The sequence below is a fragment of the Aeromonas sp. 600886 genome, assembly GCF_049174935.1.
Lineage (GTDB): Bacteria > Pseudomonadota > Gammaproteobacteria > Enterobacterales > Aeromonadaceae > Aeromonas > Aeromonas veronii_A.
In genome coordinates, this window is the sequence record NZ_JAAKUB010000018.1 from 53,289 (window position 1) to 76,019 (window position 22,731).

At 61.0% G+C, this 22,731-nt stretch carries 19 protein-coding genes; 8 read left to right on the forward strand and 11 right to left on the reverse strand.

The genetic code is table 11. The features are described 5' to 3' along the window. Positions 1–31: 31 nt before the first annotated feature. Positions 32–955, forward strand: coding sequence for an EamA family transporter RarD (rarD, locus tag G5179_RS14405; RefSeq protein WP_421209102.1), 924 nt, complete (start codon positions 32–34; stop codon positions 953–955). Between the two features lie 129 nt (positions 956–1,084). Next, complete coding sequence (locus G5179_RS14410) at positions 1,085–2,194, forward strand: YeeE/YedE thiosulfate transporter family protein (RefSeq protein ID WP_216952316.1); 1,110 nt, start codon at positions 1,085–1,087, stop codon at positions 2,192–2,194. A 129-nt stretch (positions 2,195–2,323) separates the two neighbouring features. Here the strand turns inward: G5179_RS14410 and mgtA are convergent, their stop codons facing one another. From mgtA to G5179_RS14425, 3 genes are all read right to left on the reverse strand, one after another. Further along, entirely contained in the window at positions 2,324–5,086 is a 2,763-nt protein-coding gene (mgtA, locus tag G5179_RS14415; protein ID WP_421258596.1) for a magnesium-translocating P-type ATPase, read from the reverse strand. 1,221 nt (positions 5,087–6,307) lie between these two features. Then, positions 6,308–7,402 carry a porin OmpA gene (ompA, locus tag G5179_RS14420; RefSeq protein WP_421258597.1) on the reverse strand — a complete coding sequence of 365 codons (1,095 nt, stop codon included), beginning with the start codon at positions 7,400–7,402 and terminating at the stop codon, positions 6,308–6,310. A 126-nt stretch (positions 7,403–7,528) separates the two neighbouring features. Beyond that, positions 7,529–8,095 carry a TetR/AcrR family transcriptional regulator gene (locus G5179_RS14425; RefSeq protein WP_182963048.1) on the reverse strand — a complete coding sequence of 189 codons (567 nt, stop codon included), beginning with the start codon at positions 8,093–8,095 and terminating at the stop codon, positions 7,529–7,531. 76 nt (positions 8,096–8,171) lie between these two features. Between G5179_RS14425 and G5179_RS14430 the strand changes: the two genes are divergently transcribed. After that, positions 8,172–8,624 (forward strand): HPP family protein, encoded by a 453-nt coding sequence (locus G5179_RS14430; RefSeq protein WP_421258610.1) that lies wholly within the window; start codon positions 8,172–8,174, stop codon positions 8,622–8,624. A 43-nt stretch (positions 8,625–8,667) separates the two neighbouring features. On the opposite strand, the gene ilvA is transcribed toward G5179_RS14430, so the two are convergent. From ilvA to ilvG, 5 genes are all read right to left on the reverse strand, one after another. After that, positions 8,668–10,188 carry a threonine ammonia-lyase, biosynthetic gene (gene ilvA / locus G5179_RS14435; protein ID WP_106844317.1) on the reverse strand — a complete coding sequence of 507 codons (1,521 nt, stop codon included), beginning with the start codon at positions 10,186–10,188 and terminating at the stop codon, positions 8,668–8,670. A gap of 3 nt (positions 10,189–10,191) precedes the next feature. Then, the gene (gene ilvD, locus G5179_RS14440) at positions 10,192–12,033 is read right to left on the reverse strand and encodes a dihydroxy-acid dehydratase (RefSeq protein WP_139741313.1); all 1,842 of its coding nucleotides are present in this window, start codon (positions 12,031–12,033) and stop codon (positions 10,192–10,194) included. A 144-nt stretch (positions 12,034–12,177) separates the two neighbouring features. After that, the gene (locus G5179_RS14445) at positions 12,178–13,122 is read right to left on the reverse strand and encodes a branched-chain amino acid transaminase (RefSeq protein ID WP_421258598.1); all 945 of its coding nucleotides are present in this window, start codon (positions 13,120–13,122) and stop codon (positions 12,178–12,180) included. A gap of 12 nt (positions 13,123–13,134) precedes the next feature. Further along, positions 13,135–13,413, reverse strand: coding sequence for an acetolactate synthase 2 small subunit (gene ilvM / locus G5179_RS14450; RefSeq protein WP_323896701.1), 279 nt, complete (start codon positions 13,411–13,413; stop codon positions 13,135–13,137). Then, complete coding sequence (gene ilvG / locus G5179_RS14455) at positions 13,410–15,056, reverse strand: acetolactate synthase 2 catalytic subunit (protein ID WP_421258599.1); 1,647 nt, start codon at positions 15,054–15,056, stop codon at positions 13,410–13,412. Before ilvG ends, ilvM begins: the two co-directional genes overlap by 4 nt. Positions 15,057–15,440: 384 nt before the next feature. On the opposite strand from ilvG, the gene G5179_RS14460 reads away from it, so the two are divergent. From G5179_RS14460 to G5179_RS14470, 3 genes are all read left to right on the forward strand, one after another. Then, positions 15,441–16,955: a YifB family Mg chelatase-like AAA ATPase gene (locus tag G5179_RS14460; protein WP_139742473.1), complete on the forward strand. Its 1,515-nt coding sequence runs from the start codon at positions 15,441–15,443 to the stop codon at positions 16,953–16,955. Between the two features lie 126 nt (positions 16,956–17,081). Further along, on the forward strand, positions 17,082–17,981 hold the full coding sequence (locus tag G5179_RS14465; RefSeq protein WP_005339610.1) for an acyltransferase: 900 nt from the start codon (positions 17,082–17,084) through the stop codon (positions 17,979–17,981). A 6-nt stretch (positions 17,982–17,987) separates the two neighbouring features. Then, the gene (locus G5179_RS14470; protein ID WP_421258600.1) at positions 17,988–18,953 is read left to right on the forward strand and encodes an acyltransferase; all 966 of its coding nucleotides are present in this window, start codon (positions 17,988–17,990) and stop codon (positions 18,951–18,953) included. Here G5179_RS14470 and G5179_RS14475 read toward each other — a convergent pair. Next, the gene (locus G5179_RS14475) at positions 18,878–19,384 is read right to left on the reverse strand and encodes a DUF523 domain-containing protein (protein ID WP_421258601.1); all 507 of its coding nucleotides are present in this window, start codon (positions 19,382–19,384) and stop codon (positions 18,878–18,880) included. The genes G5179_RS14470 and G5179_RS14475 overlap by 76 nt on opposite strands. After that, positions 19,381–20,031, reverse strand: a complete 651-nt coding sequence (locus tag G5179_RS14480) for an NUDIX hydrolase (protein ID WP_201953894.1) — start codon at positions 20,029–20,031, stop codon at positions 19,381–19,383. Before G5179_RS14480 ends, G5179_RS14475 begins: the two co-directional genes overlap by 4 nt. A 74-nt stretch (positions 20,032–20,105) precedes the next feature. Between G5179_RS14480 and G5179_RS14485 the strand changes: the two genes are divergently transcribed. After that, the gene (locus G5179_RS14485; RefSeq protein ID WP_421258602.1) at positions 20,106–20,741 is read left to right on the forward strand and encodes a nicotinamidase; all 636 of its coding nucleotides are present in this window, start codon (positions 20,106–20,108) and stop codon (positions 20,739–20,741) included. Positions 20,742–20,842: 101 nt separating this feature from the next. Further along, a complete protein-coding gene (gene pncB / locus G5179_RS14490) occupies positions 20,843–22,021 on the forward strand; it encodes a nicotinate phosphoribosyltransferase (RefSeq protein ID WP_421258603.1) in 1,179 nt (392 codons plus the stop codon). Positions 22,022–22,093: 72 nt separating this feature from the next. Here pncB and G5179_RS14495 read toward each other — a convergent pair whose 3' ends face one another. Continuing rightward, complete coding sequence (locus tag G5179_RS14495) at positions 22,094–22,702, reverse strand: thiol:disulfide interchange protein DsbA/DsbL (protein ID WP_421258604.1); 609 nt, start codon at positions 22,700–22,702, stop codon at positions 22,094–22,096. Between the last annotated feature and the right edge of the window lie 29 nt (positions 22,703–22,731).

The following is a 22,731-nucleotide window of genomic DNA, read 5'->3' on the forward strand; positions in this document are numbered from 1 at the left end:
CGCATCCAACGCTTCAGTAAAGGTCATCCGCATGCCGCAACAGATCCAGCGTCAGGGCGTCATCTACGCCCTGTGCGCCTATACCCTTTGGGGCATAGCCCCCATCTATTTCAAGACCATCTCTGCCGTCCCGGCCGCCGAGATCCTGACCCACAGGATGATCTGGTCCTGCGTACTGCTGATGGTACTCACCCTGGCAGGGCGCCAGTGGCACAAGGTGCAGGCGGTACTGCGCCAGCCAAAAGTGCTGCTCACCCTAGCGTTTACCTCGGTCACCGTCGGCGGCAACTGGTTGCTGTTCATCTGGGCCATCAACAACGGCCATATGCTGGATGCCAGCCTCGGCTACTACATCAACCCGCTGTTCAACGTGCTGCTGGGAATGGTGTTTCTGAGCGAGAAGCTGCGCCGCCTGCAGTGGTGGGCAGTGGCGCTGGCCTTTGCCGGGGTGGCGATCCAGCTTATCGCCTTTGGTTCCTTGCCCTGGATTGCGCTGGTGCTGGCGTCGAGCTTTGCCATCTATGGGCTGGTGCGCAAAAAACTGGCCCTCGATGCACTTACCGGCCTGCTGATCGAAACCATGATCATGCTGCCACCGGCAGCAATCTATCTGTGGGGCATTGCCGACAGCCCCACCAGCCATCTCACCCAGAACGACTGGCACCTCAACCTGCTGCTGATCGCTGCTGGCGCCGTCACCACAGCCCCTCTGCTCTGCTTCACCGCCGCTGCGACACGGCTCAAGCTCTCCACCCTGGGCTTCTTCCAGTACATAGGCCCCAGCCTGATGTTCATCCTCGCTGTCACTCTCTACGGCGAGGAGCTGGCAATGGACAAGGCTCTTACTTTCGCCTGTATCTGGAGCGCGCTGCTGATCTTCACGCTCGATGGGCTGCGCAACGGCAAGCGTCCTGCTGCAACGAGCAATATAAAGCCTTCAAAATCAAATCAGTAGCTAACAAAGTCATCAGAAGCGATATGCCATTTTCTCGCCCCCTGACCTGTTAAACCGGTAGCCTTGGACTCAATGTGGGAATAGGATCCGCACTCCCTATTCTCCATCCAGCTATAAGGAATTACAGCTATGACTCGAAAATGGTCGCTCCCCATCGTGGCAATCGCGGGGGGAGCGTTACTCTGGCTTGGCAACACCTTTGGTATGAAATGGGCTCTGATGGCCCTGATCGGATTCGGCTTCGGCTTCACCCTCTCCTTCAGCCGCTTCGGCATCGTCTTCGGTTGGCGCGAGATGCTGACCAAGCGCAACAGTTACTATGTGCGGGTTCACCTGCTCACCATCGCCATCGAAATTCTGCTGTTCACCACCTTCCTCTCCTTTAGCCACGCCCTGTTTGGCGATGCCATGGTGGGTAACGTGATGGCTATCGGCATTCCCTTCATCGTCGGTGCCTTCCTGTTCGGCATCGGCATGCAGCTGGCAGGCGTCTGTGCCACCGGCACTCTTTATTGCTGCGGCGAGGGACAACCCCGCTTCTGGCTGGTGCTGATCTGCTACGGAATCGGCACCCTCATCAGCAACCAGTTCCGCCCCGAACTGGAGGCCACCTTCTCCAGCCATGTGGTGCTGGCCAAGGATTTGACCGGCAATATCTGGAGCGGCATGCTGCTCAACCTGGCGCTGGTCGCCGCGCTGTTCCTGCTGTTTCGCAACAGCGAACTCAAGCGTACCGGCGAACTCAAGCCCCTCTTCAGCGGCGGCAACCTGTTCTGGCGCGATGGCCGCTTCACCGTGCTGACCGGCGGCATCATCATCGCCATACTCAACTCCACTGTCGTCGCCCTGCACGGCTCGGCCTGGACCATCACAGGCGCCGTCTATGACATGGCGCTGCGCGGCGCCTCTCTGTTCGGCCTGTTCGAGGGCAACCCCAAGCTGGCCCAGCCACTCTTCATCAATCCCATGGTCGGCATGTTCTGGCTCGGCATTCTGGGGGCCATGCTGGCGCGCTGCATCAGCGGTGGCGGAAACTTCGCCCCGATGCGGATCGGCAACAGTCTGGCATCCATCCTCGGCGGCCTGCTGATGGGGATGGGCGCCATGTACAGCGCCTGCAACCTCGGCGGCTTCTTCGACGGCACCGCCTCCGGCAGCCTGCACGGCTGGGTCTGGATGCTGATGGCCCTCGCCGGCAGCCTGATCGGTATTCGCCTGCGCCCGCTGTTCAAGCTCTAAGCCACAGGCCGGTACTCGCCAACAAGGGAGTCGGGTCACACCAAATAAAGAGAGCCAGTCCGCTTGCGTGGGCTGGCTCTCTTTTTTCTGTCGCGCCGGGATCACACCGGCCCGTCAGCTAGCACGTCATCAGAACCACTGGCCGTGGCGCTTGATGTAGATGCTCTTGACGGTCTGGGTCAGCCCCATGTAGGCCAGCATGGTGATCACCAGCCACATGAAGTACTTGGGCCCATCCAGAGTGATGAAGCCGAAGTGCTCAGCCACAGGCGAGAAGGGCAGGTAACAGCCGATGGCAATGGCGATCGAGGTGGAGAGCAGCACCGGCAGGGTAGCGGTACTCTGCAGGAACGGGATCTTGCGGGTACGCAGCATATGTACCACCAGCGTCTGCGACACCAGCCCCTCGATAAACCAGCCGGAGTTCATGATGGCCTGACCGTTGACCAGCGGATCCATACTGCCGTTGGCGGTGGCATAGAGGGCGCCAGCACCGAACACGAACCACATCAGGCAGTAGGTGCTGATATCGAACACCGACGAGGTCGGGCCGAGCCAGAGCATGAAGCGCTTGATGTTGCTCGCCTCCCACTTGCGCGGCCGCTTGAGGAACTCGGGATCCATCTTGTCCCACGGCAGCAGCATCTGGGAGACGTCATACACCAGGTTCTGGATCAGCATCTGCATCGCCAGCATGGGTGCCCATGGCAGCCAGGCGGAAGCCACCAGCACCGAGAAGACGTTGCCGAAGTTGGAACTGGCGGTCATGTTGAGGTACTTGAGGATGTTGCCAAAGGTCTCGCGCCCCTTGATCACCCCCTCCTCCAGCACCATCAGACTCTTCTCCAGCAGGATGATGTCGGCGGTCTCCTTGGCGATGTCGGCACCGCTGTCCACCGAGATCCCTACGTCCGCATCCCGCAGCGCCGGCGCATCGTTGATGCCGTCACCGAGGAAACCGACGGTGTTGCCGTTGGCCTGCAGCGCCTTCACCACCCGCGACTTCTGCAGCGGGGTGAGCTTGGCGAAGATGGTGGTCTGCTTGACCACCTCGCACAACGCCACGTCGTCCATCCCTTCGATATCCTTGCCGAGCAGCGGTAAGCCGGGCTCCAGCCCTACGTCACGACACACCTTGCTGGTGATGATGGGATTGTCACCGGTCAGCACCTTGACCGCCACACCATAGTCGTTCAGCGCACGGATGGCCGGTGCGGCCGAATCCTTGGGCGGATCGAAGAAGGTGAGGAAGCCGCGCACCACCAGATTGACCTCATCACTGGTACGATAGCTCTGCTTGCACTCGCCTGCCGGGATCTCGCGGGTCGCCACGATCAGTACCCGATAGCCCTCGGCATTGAACTCCTCGCTCTGGCGCAGCAGGGCAAGGCGATCGGCGTCGGTCAGATCCCGCACCTCCTGGCCATCGGCGATCTGGCTGGAGACGGCCAGCATCTCTTCCACCGCCCCCTTGGAGACCATCAGCTGCTGGCCACGCTCATCCTGTACGATCACCGACAGACGGCGGCGCACGAAGTCGAATGGCAACTCATCCACCTTGCTGTAACCAGCCGGCTTGCAGCCAGCTCCCAGCACATCGGCATGCTCGATCACCGCGATGTCCATCAGGTTCTTCATGCCGCTCTGATGATAACTGTTGAGCCAGGCCAGCTGCAGGATCCGGTCGTCCCGGTTGCCACGCACGTCGTAGTGGTGCTCGAGGATGATCTTGTCTTGGGTCAGGGTACCTGTCTTGTCGGTGCAGAGCACGTCCATGGCACCGAAGTTCTGCACCGAGTTGAGCCGTTTGACCACCACCTTGCGCTTGGCCATGGCCACCGCCCCTCGCGCCAGGTTGGCGGAGACGATCATCGGCAACATCTCGGGGGTGAGCCCTACCGCCACCGCCAGCGCGAAGGTGAGCGCCGACATCCAGTCACCACTGCTGATGCCACTCAGCATAAAGACGATGGGCACCATCACCAGCATGAAGCGGATCAGCAACCTGGTAACGCTATTGACGCCGCGATCGAAACTGGTCTCGATGCGCTTGTGGCTCACCACGTTGCGGGCCAGCGAACCGAAGTAGGTGTCGCTGCCGGTGGCCACCACCACAGCCTTGGCTGTACCGCTCACCACATTGGTGCCCATGAAGCAGATGTTGGGCTGGTCGAGCAACCCCACGTCCCCTGTGCTGTTGCCGTCTGCCGACTTCTCGGCCACTGCGCCCAGGGTGTCGTACTTCTCCACCGGCAACGCTTCACCGGTCAGCACCGCCTGGCTGATAAAGAGATCGCGAGATTCGATCAGCTTGATGTCGGCGGGGATCATGTCCCCCGCCTGCAAGTGCACTATGTCTCCGGCCACCAGCTCGGTCATTGCCACTTCCTTGCGCTGGGGGGTGGCGCCCGGCGAGGGACGACGCTGTACGGTGGCGGTATTGCGCACCAGCGACTTGAGCGCCTCGGCCGCCTTGGCGGAACGGTACTCCTGCCAGAAGCGCAGCAGACCGCTCAAGCCCACCATGACACCGAGGATGATCACCTTGACCCAGTCCTCGTCGCCGGGCTCAGCCATCAGTACGTCCATCACGTAACTGACCAGCCCGAGCACGATCAGCACCATCACGAAGGGGTTCTTGAACGCGTGCAGCAGCTGGATCAATGGATGAGGCGGTTTGTCGTGGGTCACCTCGTTGGGGCCAAACTGGACCAGACGATTGGCCGCCTCGGTCGCGGTCAGGCCGTCGATATTGCCGCGCACGGCAGTGAGGGTGTATTCGAGGGACTTGTCGGCCTCGTCGAGCACCCGGGAGGAGAGCTTCTCATTGGCACGGCCCGGGGCGACGAACCCCTGTTGCTTGTGCCGGCTGGCAGTATGTTGTTGCTTCATAACTTTAAATCCTGATTTTCGCTTGCAGAAGGGCCCTGTCGCGGGCCAGGCCAGGCGTCAGTACTGATATCGAAAGCTGTGAACCCGACTCGTTGCCGGCACGCTCAACTGGTGCGCACGGGGCGGCTCGTCAGACAAATGTCTGCCGTCGAGCTAACCAGCATGGTTGGGTCAGATCAGGGGTCAGAACACCGCATCCCGTCCCCGCAGGGGGGATCAGGAGTGGGGAGGCGTGAACCCCGAGGGTCGAGGTTTGGGCTCTTCGGTCATACGATATCCTCCGAGTGGGGTGGAGAGAGGGCCGGACGAACCATGGACAGCGATACACACTGTCGTTGGCAGGCATGGCCGCGAGTCTGCATTATCAGCGGACCAATCCGGTGATCCCGCAACTAGAGCGGCATCACCCATAAAGAAAATCAGGATTACGACAGTTTGAAATAACTGGATGCGGGCAGGAAATAGTATCAGTGATATCTGGCGGGTAAGAACATCGGAGAAAACCACGCCTATAGAAATATTACAGCGCGACCCTTGCCACCGCCGAAATATATTAATCAATCACATCATTTATTTTAATGTGCAACCTGCCATATCGAAAACGAAATAGTTTTCAATATGAGATTATCCATCTTGTTATTTTACGCTTGATCCCTTCCCGACCACGGCACGGATGCATGGTTCCGACGCTGTGACGGCCCTGACGGGCAGTACCGGGATGCATGATGAAGCGTTCAATTGCAGGGGTCGCGAGGCGCGCATGGCTCGCAGATGAGCGGAACGATCCAGATTTACAACCGGAATCCCTGATGAAGGCGGGATAAAGAGGTTGTGAGAGTCGATGCTGACTCATATAGATGCTGCACTCTATGCTTGTGATTCGAGCAATCAGAGTGAGAGAGAAGATAAAATATTCGGCCTCAGCTCTGGTAAACCCGCATCGCGATTTGCAATCGGCTACAACTGTCGCAGTCCATAATATTTACCTGTCTATTGATAACACGCAGAGATTCTAACCAAAAGGATCTTCAGGCGCAAAGTTTAATTCTATTTTTTTACCCTGTAATTTCCTGGAAATATAATAACTATTCCTATTAGGAAAAGATTCGATAACTCATGATGTTGGCAAATCAGGTCTGCACCACCATCCGATCACGCTGACCACAGAAAACGGGAGGCCTGGCCTCCCGTTCTTCTCGAATCCCATCTCTAGCCGCAGCATCACTGCGCCGGCTGGGAAACCCCCTCCAGATGGATTTCCACCCGGCGATCCGGTGCCAGACAGGCGATCAGCTCCTGCTTGGAGCGGCTGGCACAGCTGTTGCCAGTGACCGGATTGGCCTTGCCACGCCCCTCGACCCGTACCTTGTCGGCATACAAGCCTTTGGATACCAGATAGCTGGCCACGCTCTGAGCCCGCTTCTCGGAGAGGGCCAGGTTGTAGTTGTCGGAACCGATCCGGTCGGTATAACCGACCACGGTCGCGACGCCATCCTTCGGATTGGCCGCCACAATCTGGCTGAACAGGGCATCGAGCGCCTGATTGGCAGCCGGTTTCAGGGTCGCCTTGTTGAACTCGAACAGCACATCGGAACTAAGGCTGAAGGTCTTGGGCTCCACCACCACAGCCGGGGCAGGCTCGGCTGCCGGAGCTGGCGCCGGCACAGCAACCTCACCACCTTGCTGACCGAAACGATAGAGCATGCCGAACGAGATCAGGCCGTTATCCAGCTCGATGCCTGAGCGATCGAGAGAGGCATCTCCCAGCGGCGTAGTGTACTGGTACTCCAGACGGGCGGCCCAGTCACGATCGATGGCGTACTCGGCACCCAGCGCCCCGACAAATGCGGCGCCATGCTTTTTACCGGTCTCGCTGCTATTGGCGAAGCTGATCTCGCTATCCGTCCAGGCATAGGCACCGCCGAGCCGGCCATAAAGATCGAGCACATTCGTTGCCGGGAAGCTGATCTTCATGGTGGCCTGAATCATCTGGCTCTTGGCTTCGGTATTGAGGGTATTGGCGCCGGTGCCCGAGGTGGTGTCGTATTTGCCAAGCCAGTCATAACCCAGCTCGAACCCCAGGTTGGGGTTGAGCTGGTAACCGGCGAACAGACCCAGACCCAGATCATCCGTGTTCTCGCTGGTATTACCCAACGTCTGGGCAATCGACTCGGCATACTGGTTGTGGTCAACGCCATAGTAATTGGACCAACCGGCCTTGCCACCGACATACCAGGTATTGTCCTGAGCAGCGGCCTGCACGGCTCCGGCCGCCAGCAAACCACTGACCAATACGGCAAGCATGGATTTATTCATATTTTCGCCTCTGCAATAAGTCGTTATGGGCGCCTGAGTGCGCACTCTTCCCTGTGTGAAGCCGTCAGGCGGCCTCTCCGCTATTCAGGGTATCCCATCCGAACGCAGCCTCAAATGACCAGCATCTCAGGAGTGTGAAGCGGCCTGCATTATCGCGCCATCGTCGGCCAAAATGGTCTTTGCCAGCATTCTGGCCTGCTCCAACGCCAGTGGCTGCTGATAGCTGTGAGCCATCACGATCGCCCCCTCCAGCAACAGGCAAAGCTCGGTGGCCTGTGCCAGAGAACAGTTGAGCTGGTTTATCACCCAGCCCAATAACGCCTGCTTGTGGGCCATCACCAGCTTGCGCACCGGATGGCGTGGGTCGGCAAACTCGGCGCTGGCGTTGATAAAGTTGCAGCCATAGAAATCAGAGCGGCCAAACCACGCCGCGAAACCATCGAACAGCGCCTGGAGGCGAGCTTCACGTCCGCTCACACCGGCCAGCCGCTGGTCAAGCAAGGCGAAGAACTCCCGGTCACGAGCGAGCAGCACCTCCTCAATCAAGGCATCCTTGGTCGGGAAGTGGCGATAGAGGGTGCGCTTGGTACTCCCCGCCTCGGCCCAGATGCGATCTATGCCGGTGGCATGAAAGCCATGACGGTTGAACAGACGGTAGGCCGTCGCCACCAGTTGTTGACGCTTCTCACTCATGATTTGCCTCTTGAAGTACACCGATCTGTCTACCTAATGTGCCTAATCAGTTCTGGCAAACCAAGAGGAAAGCATGATGACAAAATGGTATGGCCCGTTATGGGCAGGTGTGGGCGCCGCACTCACCATCGGCATATTGGGATGGCTCAATCTGAGCTGGCATGTCGCGCTAGTCATGGCACCTTTCGGGGCCAGCTGTGTGTTGTTGTTTTCCCTGCCAGATAGTCCGCTGGCGCGCCCCAAAAACGTGCTGGGTGGACACCTGCTGACGGCCTGCGTCGGACTGGTGATCGGCCTGCTTCCCCTCCCCGCAGAAGTGCAGATGGCGCTGGCAACCGGGCTGGCCATCGCCCTGATGCAGGGACTAAATATCCTCCACCCTCCAGCGGGCGCCAATCCCTTGCTGATCCTGATGACAGGACAAGAGCCAGCCTTCCTGTGGCAAACGGTGCTACCCGGCACTCTGCTGTTGATGGCGCTGGCCTACGGATTTCAATGGCTCAGACAGAAGTGGCCAATTACAGCCTAAAAACAGAGGGAGGCCAACGCCTCCCTCTCTCCTCATCGCAGCATCAACTGGCCAGGAACAACCGGTAGGCGGGGTCGTCGCTCACCTCTTTCCAGCCGTAGCCAATCTCGCGCAGGTAGTCGTGGAAGGCGGCCACGTCCTCGTCCGGCAGCTCGAACGCACAGAGCACCCGGCCGTAGTCGGCGCCGTGGTTGCGGTAGTGGAACAGGCTGATGTTCCAGCGACAGCCGAGGGTCTCCAGAAAGCGCATCAGGGCGCCCGGCTGCTCCGGAAACTTGAAGCTGTAGAGCCGTTCACCGAGGGGCCGGGCCGGGCGGCCGCCAATCATATAGCGCACGTGGTTCTTGGCCAGCTCGCTCTCGGTCATGTTGACCACCGGATAGCCGTTGCCGCCGAGCTGATCGATGATCTGGCCCAGTTCCTCGTCACCGCCGGTGAGGCGCACCGAGACGAACAGCGACGCCTGCTCGGCATCGGCGTAGCGATAGTTGAACTCGGTCACCATACGGGGCCCCAGCTGACGGCAGAAGTCGAGGAAGGCCCCTTTGCGCTCGGGGATAGTCACCGCCAGCATGCCCTCGCGCTTCTCGCCAATCTCGCAGCGCTCCGACACGTAGCGCAGGCTGTGGAAGTTGACGTTGGCACCGGACAAAATGGCCGCCATCCGGCCACCCTTGACCTGCTCCCGCTCGCTGTAGGCCTTGAGGCCCGCCAACGACAGGGCGCCTGACGGCTCGGCAATGGCGCGGCAGTCGTCGAAGATATCTTTCAGCGCGGCGCAGATCTGGTCGTTGGAGACGGTCACTACCTCGTCCAGATACTGGTTGCAGAGGCGGAAGGTCTCCTCGCCGATGCGCTTGACCGCCACCCCGTCGGCAAACAGGGAGACTCGCTCCAGATTGACCGGCTCGCCAGCCGCCATGGCCGCCTTGAGGCAGGCAGAACCCTCCGCCTCCACCCCGATCACCTTCACATCCGGCAGCAGCTGCTTGATATAGACCGCCACCCCGGCGGCCAGACCGCCACCGCCCACCGGCACGAACACGTGGGTGAGGTGGGTATCCTGCTCCAGCAGCTCCTTGCCGATAGTGCCCTGCCCGGCGATCACCTCGACGTCGTCAAACGGCGGGATCAGGGTGTAGCCCTCAAGCGTGGCGAGACGGCGACTCTCGCCATAGGCCTCGTCGAAGCTGTTGCCGAACAGCATGACGTTGCCGCCCTGACGGCGTACCGCATCGATCTTGATATCCGGCGTGGTCTTGGGCATCACGATGATCGCCTTGATGCCGAGCTTGGCGGCCGACAGGGCGACCCCCTGCGCGTGGTTGCCAGCAGAGGCGGCGATGACGCCGCGCGCCTTCTGCTCCTCGGTCAGGGTGGCAATCTTGTGGTAGGCGCCGCGCAGCTTGAAGGAGTGGACCGGTTGCAGATCCTCCCGCTTCAGGCTGACATGGTTACCGAGCCGCTCGGAAAGTTTCTTCAGGGTTTGCAAGGGGGTCACCCGCGCCGCCTCGTAGACGGGTGAGAGCAGCACCTTGCGTAGATAATCCGCCGCAGAGACCATGATTTATTCCCCCAGCATTGAGCGATCTCGCACCGCGCCTTTATCGGCGCTGGTGGCGAACATGGCGTAGGCGCGCAGGGCAAAGGAGACCTGACGCTGACGATCGAGCGGCTTCCAGCCCCGAGCCTCGACGGCAACGCGGCGGGCAGCCAGCACGCTGTCGGCCACCTCCAGCACCATGCTGCGGGCCGGGATGTTGATGCTGATGATGTCGCCATCCTCCACCAGACCTATGGTGCCGCCAGAAGCTGCCTCCGGCGAGACGTGGCCGATGGAGAGACCTGAAGTGCCGCCGGAGAAGCGGCCGTCGGTGATGAGGGCGCACGCCTTGCCGAGCCCCATGGACTTGAGATAAGTGGTGGGGTAGAGCATCTCCTGCATGCCCGGACCCCCTTTCGGCCCTTCGTAGCGGATCACCACTACCTCGCCTGCTTTCACGGTACCGTCGAGGATGCCGCTCACCGCGCTCTCCTGACTCTCGAATACCCGGGCCGGGCCACGGAAGGTGAGGTTCTCCTCATCCACCCCGGCAGTCTTGACGATGGCACCATTAACCGCGAGGTTGCCTGAGAGCACCGCCAGACCGCCCTCCTGGCTGTAGGCGTTATCCAGCGAGCGGATGCACCCTTCGGCGCGGTCCAGATCCAGCTCCGGCCAGCGGCAATCCTGACTGAACGCCTTGGTGGTGCGGATGCCGGCAGGGCCGGCGCGGTAGAAGTCCACCACCTCCTGACTCGGCTGGCGGCTGACGTCATATTCATTGAGCTGTTCGACAAGGGAGCAACCCAGCACGGTACGGGTATCTCCATGCACCAGACCCGCTTTTTCCAGCTGGCCCAGAATGGCGACCACGCCACCGGCGCGGTGCACATCTTCCATATGGTACTTCTGAGTGGAGGGCGCCACCTTGCAGAGCTGCGGCACCTTGCGGGACATGCGGTCGATATCGGCCATGGTGAAGTCCACCCCGGCCTCCTGCGCCGCCGCCAGCAGGTGCAGCACGGTATTGGTAGAGCCGCCCATGGCGATATCGAGGGCCATGGCGTTCTCGAACGCCGCCTTGGTGGCGATATTGCGCGGCAGTGCCGAGGCATCGTCCTGCTCATACCAGCGCTTGGCCAAAGTCACGATGCGCTGGCCCGCCAGCTTGAACAGCTGCTCGCGATCGGCGTGGGTCGCCAGCATGGAGCCGTTGCCCGGCTGGGAGAGGCCGAGCGCCTCGGTCAGGCAGTTCATGGAGTTGGCGGTAAACATGCCGGAACAGGAGCCGCAGGTGGGGCAGGCGCTGCGCTCCACCTGTTCGCTCTGGGCGTCCGACACCTTGGGATCGGCCCCCTGGATCATGGCGTCCACCAGATCCAGCTTGATGATCTGGTCGGAGAGCTTGGTCTTGCCCGCTTCCATCGGGCCGCCGGAGACGAAGATTACTGGGATGTTGATGCGCAGGGCGGCCATCAGCATCCCCGGGGTGATCTTGTCGCAGTTGGAGATGCAGACCATGGCGTCGGCGCAGTGGGCGTTGACCATGTACTCCACCGAGTCGGCGATGAGTTCGCGCGACGGCAGGGAGTAGAGCATGCCGCCATGGCCCATGGCGATGCCGTCATCCACGGCGATAGTGTTGAACTCCTTGGCGACGCCGCCCGCGGCTTCGATCTCGCGGGCCACCAGTTGCCCCAGATCCTTGAGGTGGACGTGGCCCGGTACGAACTGGGTGAAGGAGTTGACCACGGCGATGATGGGTTTGCCGAAATCCTGATCGGTCATTCCGGTGGCACGCCACAGGGCACGGGCCCCGGCCATGTTACGTCCGTGGGTGGTGGTGGCGGATCTCAACTTCGGCATTGTCTCTACTCCCTGAATGCCCATATGGGCTCGATGCGTTATGCGGTGATGATACGAGTGGATCGGAATCGATCCTGGTGAGCACTCCTCTGGGAAGCGCTCACCGGAAGCGACTCGGGGAGGCACAGCGCCTCCCCTCTCTCATCAGTCGTTGACGGGCGTCAGCCAACCCCACTTGTCCTCGGTCTGGCCATTGAACAGGCCGAAGAAGGCGTTCTGCAGCTGCTCGGTCACCGGGCCACGGCTGCCAGCGCCCACCTTCATCCGATCAACGGAGCGCACCGGGGTCACCTCGGCGGCGGTGCCGGTCATGAAGATCTCGTCTGCAACATAGAGCGCCTCTCGGGGCAGCGCCTGCTCGCGTACCTCGTAACCCAAGTCACGCGCGAGCGTCATGATGGTGTCACGGGTAATGCCGGGCAGGATGGCGGCGGTAGCAGGCGGGGTGAACAGCACGCCGTTCTTCACCAGGAACAGGTTCTCCCCCGCCCCTTCGCTCAGGTAGCCGTTCACATCCAGCGCCAGCCCCTCGGCGAAGCCGTTGCGCTTGGCTTCGCGGCTGATCAGCTGGGATGACAAATAGTTGCCGCCCGCCTTGGCGCCAGTGGGAATGGTGTTGGGCGCGAGCCGGTTCCATGAGGTGACGCACACATCCACCCCGTTTTTCAGCCCCTCTTCCCCCAGATAAGCGCCCCAAGGCAGGGCAGCCACCATCAGATCAGCCTTGGCATCCAGCGGCGGATGCAGCCCCAGCCCCACGTTGCCGACAAAGGCCAGCGGGCGCAGGTAGCCGCTCTTCAGGCCGTTCTCGCGCACCACGGTGCGACAGGCTTCATTCACTTCGGACTCGCTGTAGGGGACGTCCATCCAGTAGATCTTGGCGGAGTCAAACAGGCGGCGGGTGTGCTCCTGCAGACGGAAGATGCAGGTGCCTTTGGGGGTATCGTAGGCGCGCACCCCCTCAAACACCGAGGAGCCGTAGTGCAGGGCGTGGCTCATCACGTGCACCTGGGCATCCAGCCAGGGCACCAGTTTGCCGTTGAACCAGATGTATTGGGGGTGAGTGGCGGATTGGGAAGACTGTGACATTGGCTTGGCTCCTTAAGCTCTGATCCGGGGTTGCTGTTCCAGTGCATCGACCCGGGAGACGTCCACCAGCTTCACCAGCTGGCTCCACAACTGCTGGATGGGACGCACCGACTCGACAGTAACCGTGATCCGCAGCTGTTGGCAATCCTGCTCCATATTCAAGGCACAGAGATTGAAGCCGCGGTGACGTACCACCCGCAGCACCCGCTCCATCACTTCCGGTCTGGGCTGGGCGTGGATATGCAGGGTGTGTTGTGCAAATGCTGGCTGGGCAAGGGTGTGCTGGTTCATGGGCGTTGCTCCATCATCTGGTGGTTGGCGACTCCCGGCGGAACCAGGGGCCAGACGTTTTCTTCCTCTGAAATGGCCACATGCAACAGGTAGGCACTCTCGCTTGCCAGCAGGCGATCGAGGGAGCCGGCTATCTGTTCCTTGCATGTGATGGTCTCGCCCGGAATGCCGAAAGCGGCAGCCAGGGCGACGAAATCGGGGTTGTCGGAGAGGATGGTCTCGCTGTAGCGGCCGTCGAAGAACAGCTCCTGCCACTGGCGCACCATACCGAGGCGCTGGTTATCCAGCAGCACCATCTTCACCTTGAGCTGGGCGCGGCGGATGGTGCCGAGTTCCTGCACGTTCATCATGAAGGAGCCATCACCGCTCACCAGTACCACTTCATCCTCCGGGCGCGACATCTTGGCCCCGATGGCGGCAGGCAGGCCGAAACCCATGGTGCCGAGACCGGCGCTGGAGAGGTGGTTGCGCGGGCTGGTGAAACGCATGTGCTGGGCCACCCACATCTGATGCTGACCCACGTCGCAGGCCACCACGCTGCTCTCCGGCAGCCGGGCAGAGAGCTGCTTGAGCAGGGCCGGGGCGTAGATGGGCTGGCCGGGATGGTCGTAGCGGAACGCATACTCGCGGGCCATGTTCTCGCAGTGTTCACGCCAGGGGTCGATGGAGAGGGACATAGCGAGGCGCGGCAGCACCTGTTTGAGATCCGTGGAAATCCCCACCTCGGCGGCGCGGCGCTTGCCGAATTCGGCGGCGTCCACATCGAGATGGATCACCTTGGCCTCGGGGGCGAACTCTTCCAGCTTGCCGGTCACCCTGTCGTCGAAACGGGCGCCCACCACCAGCAGCAAGTCGCACTGCTGCACCGCATAGTTGGCAGCCTTGGTGCCGTGCATGCCGAGCATGCCGAGATAAACGGGGCTGTCGGGGTCGAGTGCGCCGATCCCCTTGAGGGTGGTGACCGCAGGCATGCCGGTTGCGGCAGCAAAGTCACGCAGCTGCTGCTCGGCATTGGCCATGCCCACTCCGCCACCGACGTAGAGCACCGGGCGCTCGGCGGCGGCTAGCAGGGAGCGGGCAGCAGTCAACTCCGAGGGGTTGAGCACCTCCGGCTCTTCCACTGCAAACAGCGGGCTCTGGGCAGGCACCGCGGCCAACTGCACATCCTTGGGGAGATCGATCAGCACAGGGCCGGGGCGCCCTTCGGTGGCGATGGCGAAAGCTTCTGCCAGCACGCGCCCCAGATCGGCGGCATCGGTCACCATGAAGGAGTGCTTGGTGCAGGAGAGGGACATGCCGAGCACGTCGACCTCCTGAAACGCATCGGTACCGATGGCGGAACAGGGCACCTGACCGCTGATGGCCACCAGCGGCACCGAATCGAGCAGCGCCTCCGCCAGACCAGTCACCAGATTGGTGGCGCCGGGGCCGGAGGTGGCGATGCAGACCCCCACCTGACCGGAGGCGCGGGCATAACCCACAGCCGCCATGGCGGCGCCCTGCTCGTGGCGACAGAGCTGATGGGCCAGACCACCGTCATACAGGGCATCGTAGACCGGCATGATGGCCCCGCCCGGGTAACCAAACACCTGGGTCACACCCTGTTTCTTGAGAGCCTGTACCAAAAACTGCGCGCCGTTCATGTGGAAAATCCTGTCCTTTGGTCGAAAAAAAACCCCCGAGCTGTGAGGCTCGGGGGTCGCTTGTTTCGTTCTGTCCGGTGGTGGGTCTATCCCTTGTTCCGTGCAGCTAAACGAGCCCCGAGCGGTGAGATAATAATCACCACTAGGACCACAATAATGCTGACGAAACGGGAGGCCATGTTCATAGTTACAACCGGAAATCCTGTGAAATTGGGGCGGTTTCTACCGCGAATGGCTATTAGAACTAGCACGGTGATTTTTATTGGGCAAGCCTTTTTTCTGTGACAACCCACTGATTTTGGCTATTCCCCAGCCGGAACTCTGGAATAAAAAACCAACAACAAGCAGTTAGTCAGAACATATATCAACTCAAGGACGGGATTTATGTCATTAGCTGTGGTTTATAGCCGTGCCAGCCTCGGGATCGCGGCCCCGCAAGTTACAGTGGAAGTTCACCTCTCCAACGGCCTGCCCGCCTTCAACATGGTCGGCCTGCCGGAAACCTCGGTGAAGGAGTCGCGGGATCGGGTGCGCAGCGCTCTGCTCAACGGCAATTTCGAGTTCCCGAGCAAACACATCACAGTCAATCTGGCCCCCGCCGATCTGCCCAAGGAGGGGGGCCGTTTCGATCTGGCCATCGCCATCGGAATTCTCGCAGCTTCAAAACAAATACCTGCAAAATACCTGCTCGATCACGAATTTTTAGGCGAATTGGCCCTGACCGGCGAAATTCGCCCCGTGCTCGGCGTGTTGCCCGCCGTGCTCGCCTGCCGGGATGCGGGACGCACCCTGCTGGTACCGCGGGAGAACGGCCCCGAAGCTTCCCTTATTCAGGATGCCGAGGTGCGCACCGCTCACCAACTGCTGGCCGTCACCGCCTGGCTGGCCGGCCAGTACGAGCTGCCACTGCCGGATCAACAAAGCGCAGAGAGCCTGCCCGATGTACCGGATCTGCAGGATGTGATCGGCCAGTCACAGGCCAAACGGGCGCTGGAGATTGCCGCCGCCGGCAGCCACAACCTGTTGTTCATCGGCCCGCCCGGCACCGGCAAGAGCATGCTGGCGAGCCGTCTGCCCGGTATCCTGCCGCCGCTGAGCGAGCAGGAAGCGCAGCAGACCGCCGCCATCCACTCCATCGGTGGCCTCACTCCGCGCGCCGGTCACTGGCATCACAGACCCTATCGCACACCCCACCACAGCGCCTCGGCAGTGGCGCTGGTGGGCGGCGGCAGCCACCCAAGGCCCGGCGAAATATCGTTGGCCCACAACGGGGTGCTGTTTCTCGACGAGCTGCCCGAATTCGAGCGCAAGGTGCTCGACTCCTTGCGCGAGCCGCTGGAGACGGGCCACATCACCATCAGCCGGGCCGCCCGTCAGGTGGATTTCCCCGCCCGCTTCCAGCTGGTGGGCGCAATGAATCCTAGCCCCTGCGGCCACTATGGCGATGGCCAGACCCGCTCCAGCCCGGATCAGATCCTGCGCTACCTCGGCAAACTCTCCGGCCCCTTTCTCGACCGCTTTGACCTGACGGTGGAGGTGCCACTGCTGCCCAAGGGGAGCCTGACCGGCAAGGCGGAGCGGGGGGAGTCTAGTCAACAGATCCGCGATCGGGTACTGGCGGCGCGAGAGCGCATGCTGAGCCGTAACGGCAAGCTCAACAACCTGCTGGATAGCCGTGAGATAGAGGATATTTGCCGCTTATCAGCGCAAGATGCCGAATTTTTGGAGAATGCTATCCAGAAGCTGGGGCTCAGCATCCGGGCCTGGCATCGCATCCTGCGGGTGTCACGCACCATCGCCGATCTGGCCGGACAACCCGCCATCGGCAAGGAGCATCTTATCGAGGCACTCGGTTACAGGGCCATGGACAGGCTGCTGTCGCGATTGCGCAGCAGCTGACAGAAGGGAAAGGGTGAGTCCAACCCCGTAACGGCTCTGAATGGTCTCACGGGCAATCGGCTGATATTATGGCCACAGATCTGACCACTTGATGGCCCTTTATCGACAGCAAGACGGACCCGACTCATGCCCAACAAGCTGACAGAGCGACTGCGCGGCAGCCTCTCCACCCTGCTCTATTTTTTCAACACCCTCTTCTGGTTTGTCCCCATCTTCTCGCTGGGTCTGCTCAAGCTCCTGCTCCCCCTCAAGGGGTGGCGCACCCTCTGCAACTGGCTGCTCGATGGCTGTGCCAGCTGCTGGATCGGTTTCAACAATCTGATCCAGAAAACCATCATCAAAACCCCTTTCGAGGTGGTCGGAGTGGACAAAGGGCGCCGGAATGAGTGGTATATGGTGATTGCCAACCATCAATCCTGGGTCGACATACTGGTACTGCAGCGGGTTTTTAACCAAAAAATCCCCTTCCTGAAGTTTTTCCTCAAGAAAGAGCTGATTTGGGTACCTTTTCTCGGTCTGGCATGGTGGGCGCTCGACTTCCCCTTCATGCGGCGATATTCCAGGAAATTTCTGGAAAAGCATCCCCATCTGAAGGGAAAAGACATAGAGACAACCCGTAAAGCCTGTGCCAGGTTCCGCCACATTCCGGTGAGTGTGATGAACTTCGTCGAAGGCACCCGCTTCACCAAGGGCAAACATCAGAAGCAGGGTTCGCCCTATCGTCACCTGCTCCACCCGAAAGCAGGGGGCATCGCCTTTACTCTGGCCGCCATGGGTGATCAGTTGCATCAACTGGTGGATGTCACCATCGCCTATCCGGACGGCATCCCCAGCTACTGGGATTTCATGTGTGGCCGGGTCGGGCAAATCAAGGTTCAGGTCCGCTATTTGCCGATCGACCGCAAGCTGGTGGGGGATTACTTCAATGACCCCGAGTTCCAACAAGAGTTTCAACAGTGGTTGAACGGGATCTGGCACGAAAAGGACCAGACCCTGAGCCAACTGCTGGCAACCAAGGCGCAGTAAACATTCATGCTATCCCTGCTTCCCGGCCCGCTGGTGCTGATCATCAGCGCGGGCCTGACCATCCTTTTCACCGCCTTGTGCGCCAGCCTGATCCTGCTGGTGTCGCTGGCCAAACTAGTACTGCCGATCCCGGCCTTTGGCCGCGCCTGCAGCCGCCTCAACAACCGCTTCATGAGACTGTGGCTGGCCTGCAATGCGCTGGTGATCCGCCTCACCACCCGTATTGACTGGCAGGTGGAGGACAATACCAAGCTGCGCAAGGATGGCTGGTATCTCATCATCAGCAACCACATGAGCTGGACCGATATCGTGGTGCTCGGCCACCTGTTCCGCGACCGGCTGCCGGTGCCCAAGTTCTTTATGAAGCACGAGCTCATCTACATCCCGCTGCTGGGGCTCGCCTGCTGGGGGCTCGATATGCCCTTTATGCGCCGCTACTCACGGGAGTTTTTGCTGAAGAACCCGCACCTGCGCGGCAAGGATATCGAGACCACCCGCAACGCCTGCGAGAAGTTTCGCCACATCCCCACTACCGTCATCAACTTTGTGGAAGGGACCCGCTTCACCGAGCAGAAACGGGACGCATCACGCTCCCGCTATCGTCACCTGATGCCGCCCAAGGCGGCGGGGCTGGCCTTCACGCTGGCCGCCATGGGCGAACAGTTCGACAGCCTGATCAACGTCACCATCCGCTATCCGGACAACGCCGAGACTCCGTTCAAGGACTTCCTGATGGGGCGGGTAAAACGCATTCAGGTGCGGATTGAGGAGCTGCCGGTGAATGAACAGCTGATAGGAGATTACTTCAACGACAAGCAGTTCAAACGCGGCTTTCAGGAGTGGCTAAACCAGCGCTGGCAGGAGAAGGACGAGGTGCTGGAGGGGTGGCAGAGCGGTCAGTCACCGCTGCCGGTTGCCGCCAAATCCGGGGAGGAATCCAAAGAGAGCGCAGAAGCCAACTCGGCCAACTGATCTTCGGAAAAGACTGCAATCCCGTGGCGGCGCAGCAGAGCAGTGGTCTTGCCCTCGCCCGCCACAGAAACACCTTCGAAGCGGCCGTTATAGATACGGCCGCTGCCACATGAGGGGCTCCCCTCTTTCAGCAAGGCGAAGCGAATGCCCTGCGCCTGACAGAGCGCGAGGGCCAGCTCGGCGCCGCGATCAAACTCGGCGGTCACATCCATCCCGCTCGCCGTCACTACGCGCTCGCCCTGTCGCTCGGCAGGGGGGCGCGGGGTCGGCAAACCGCCAGCCACTTCGGGGCAGAAGGCCAGCACCCGTCCTTCGGCTCCCAGCGCACTCAGCCAGTCGCTGACAATCCCCTTGCATTGACCATCGTAGCGCACCGGCTGACCCAGCAGGCAGGCACTCACCAGCACCTTGTGCACACCGGTCTCACTCATGCTTCCGCTCCGTGCATCACCTGATCGAACATCACGCAGCAGGGGCTCTCCAGCCGGTAGAGGATGGCGGGGCGCTGTTTGCCGGTGCGCTTGCGGCCGGTATCAACCAGAATGTCGGCGCGATGGATCCGCTTGCGAAATGCCGCCGTATTCATGGGTGTTTGCAGGATGATTTCGAAGGCGCGCTGCACCTCGGAGAGGGTGAACTCGGGCCCCAGCAGTTGCAGCGGCAGGGTGCTGTAGCGGCTCTTGATCCGCAGCCGCTCCAACCCCTTGGCGATGAGCTGAACATGGTCGAAGGCGAGGCTCAGCCCCGGCAGGTTGGCGAGCGGATGCCAGCAACCGTGGATCGCTTCCACTTCCGGATCGACCAGACAGAGATAGACCAGGGTCGTGGACCAGCCGCGGGGATCCCGCTCCAGATTGCCGAGGGTGCAGACCTGCTCGCTGTAGCAGTGACCGAGCCCCCACTCCGCCAGCAGACGGCGCTGGGCGGCATCCAGATCCCGATCCTGGGTCTCGTCGATGCGCAGCGCCGGCAGTTGCCAGCAGTGGGCAAAGGGGGGGCGATCGCGGGTCTCGAGCAGTAGCTCGAGCCGCTCCTCATGCAACCGCAGCACCACCATATCCAGACTCATTCTCAGCATGCCGATCGCCCTGCTCGCCTTCCATTAATGTTTGGTAGATAATATCACACGAATAGTATGTGCAGGAGCCAATCATGGGAACCGTCGCCAGCCTGGATATTGATGCGCAGAAGGGCTTTACCCCCCTCTGCCCGAACGAACTGCCCGTTGCGGGCGGTGATGATATTGTGGCTGCGCTAAACGCTCAGGCCACCCTCGCCACGCTGCGGATCGGCAGCAAAGACTCTCACCCTGCCAATGCCGACTGGGCCGTTTCTGACCCCGCAGGCATGCTGCTGTCGCTGGATCTGCCCAACGCCGACCTCACCTGGCCGGTGCACTGCGTACCGGGCAGCAAGGGCTTCGAGCTGCTCGACGGCCTGCCCGCCCCCATCGACTATGACTTCTTCGTCTGGAAGGGGGTCGAGCCGGATCTCCATCCCTACGGCACCTGCTTCCACGACCTGGCTGAACGGCGCAGCACCGGACTCATCGAATTCCTGCAAGCCCGCCAGGTCGATACCGTACTGGTCGGCGGCCTCGCCACCGACTACTGTGTCAAAACCAGCGTGCTGCAACTGCGCCGCGCCGGTTTCCGGGTGATCGTCCATCTCGATGCCTGCCGTGGCATCGCCCCCGCGACGGTTGCCAGCGCCCACACCCAGATGATTGAGGCTGGCGCCGAACTGGCCCAGACCCTGATCGATGTACAACGCCTGCTGGACGCCTGATATGCCACCGATTCTTACCAGCCTGCTCGACACCGACGCCTGCACGTTACATATGCGGCAGGGGAGCTCCATCGTGCTCACCAGTCTGCGGGGAGCCTGATATGCCTCCAATTCTTACCAGCCTGCTCGACACCGACGCCTACAAGCTGCATATGCAGCAGGCGGTGTTCCATCGCTATCCGGATGCCGAGGTGGTGGCCGAGTTTCACAGCCGCAATGAAGAGGATCTGCTGCCCATGATGGGGCAGATCGAGGAGCAACTGCGCCTCGCTGGCTCCCTGCGACTGACAAAGCCAGAACTGGATTTTCTGGCCGAGCGCCCCTTCTTCACCCCTGACTACCTCGACCACCTGCGCCGCAAGCCGCTCGACGCCTCCCTGCTCAAGGTGTTCGAGCAGGATGGCCGCATCAATGTGCGGGTCGAGGGCCCCTGGCAGGATGTGATCCTGTGGGAGATCCCGGTGCTCGCCATCATCAGCGAGATGCGCAACCGCTTCCGCTACCCCCAGTTCGGCGTCAGCCACGCACTGGAGCGGCTCGATCAGAAGATCGACAAGCTGGAACGGGAGCTGAGCAGCGACGAGATGAGCGAGTTCAACCTCATCGACTTCGGCACCCGCCGCCGCTTCTCCCACACGGTGCAGGATGCGGTAGTGGGTCGCCTCAAGGAGCGGCTGCCGGCATTTCGCGGCACCAGCAACTACATGCTGGCCCAGAAGTACAAGCTGCCCGCGGTCGGCACCCAGGCCCATGAGTGGTTCCAGGCGCACCAGCAGCTCGGTTTCCCGCTGGAACACAGCCAGCGCGCCGCCCTCACCAGCTGGCTGGACGAGTTCACCGACCATCTCGGCATCGCCCTGACCGACTGCATCACCATGGATGCCTTCCTGCGCGACTTCGACTTCGAGCTGGCCAGCAGCTATCAGGGCTTGCGCCACGACTCCGGCGATCCCGTAGTGTGGGGCGAGAAGGCGATCAGCCACTATCAGCGGCTCGGCATCGACCCCACCGACAAGACCCTGGTCTTCTCCGACGGGCTCAACCTCGACAAGGCGGTGCAGCTGTTCCGTCACTTCCGCGGCCGCATCAATACCAGCTTCGGCATCGGCACCAAGCTCACCTGCGATCTGCCCGGTGTCAGCCCGATGAACATCGTCTTCAAGCTGATCGAGTGCAATGGCGGCCCGGTCGCCAAGATCTCCGACAGCCCGGGCAAGACCCTCTGCCGGGATGCGGAGTTTATCCGCAACCTCAAGCAGGCATTCCACGTCGGGGTCTGATCTTCGAGATCGCCAGAAAACAAAAAGCCCGCCGGTTCGCACTGGCGGGCTTTTTTATTGACTCAAAAGGTATCAGTCTTTCTTGGCCAGCAGGAACTGCACCAGCTGGTTGAACTGCTCTTGAGAGGTGATGGATTCAATCTTCACCATGTACTTGCCGTTCACCAGGAAGGCCGGTACACCGCGAATGTTGTAGCTCTCGGTGTTGCGATCGAACTGGGAAACCATGCCGGAGACGGCGAAGCTGTCGACGGCGCCGTCAAACTCTTCAGCCGGTACGCCATTGTCCACGAAGATCTGCTTCACATCGTCTCGGCTCATCGGCGGCTGACGCTGGGTGTGGATCTTGGTGAAGATGGCCGGAGTCAGCTTGGCTTCGGCATTGAGCAGGCTGGCAACGGCATAGGCACGCTGCATCTCGGGGCCCATCTCGCGACCGAGGAAAGCAACCGGGTTCTTCTTGAGGGGCACACCCTCTGGCAACCCGGCCTTCAACTGTTCAACGATCGGTTCGAAGGTAGCGCAGTGCGGGCAATAGTAGGAGAAGAACTCCATCACTTCCGGCTGGGCACTGCCAGTCTGTTTGACCACATCGTAGTTGACGCCTTCCTTGAACTCGGGGGCGGCGTGAACCATGGGGATCATCAGCATGGCAGCAAGGAAAAATAGAACTTTTTTCATGATGTTTCCTGTTAAGGGATCACTGTGAG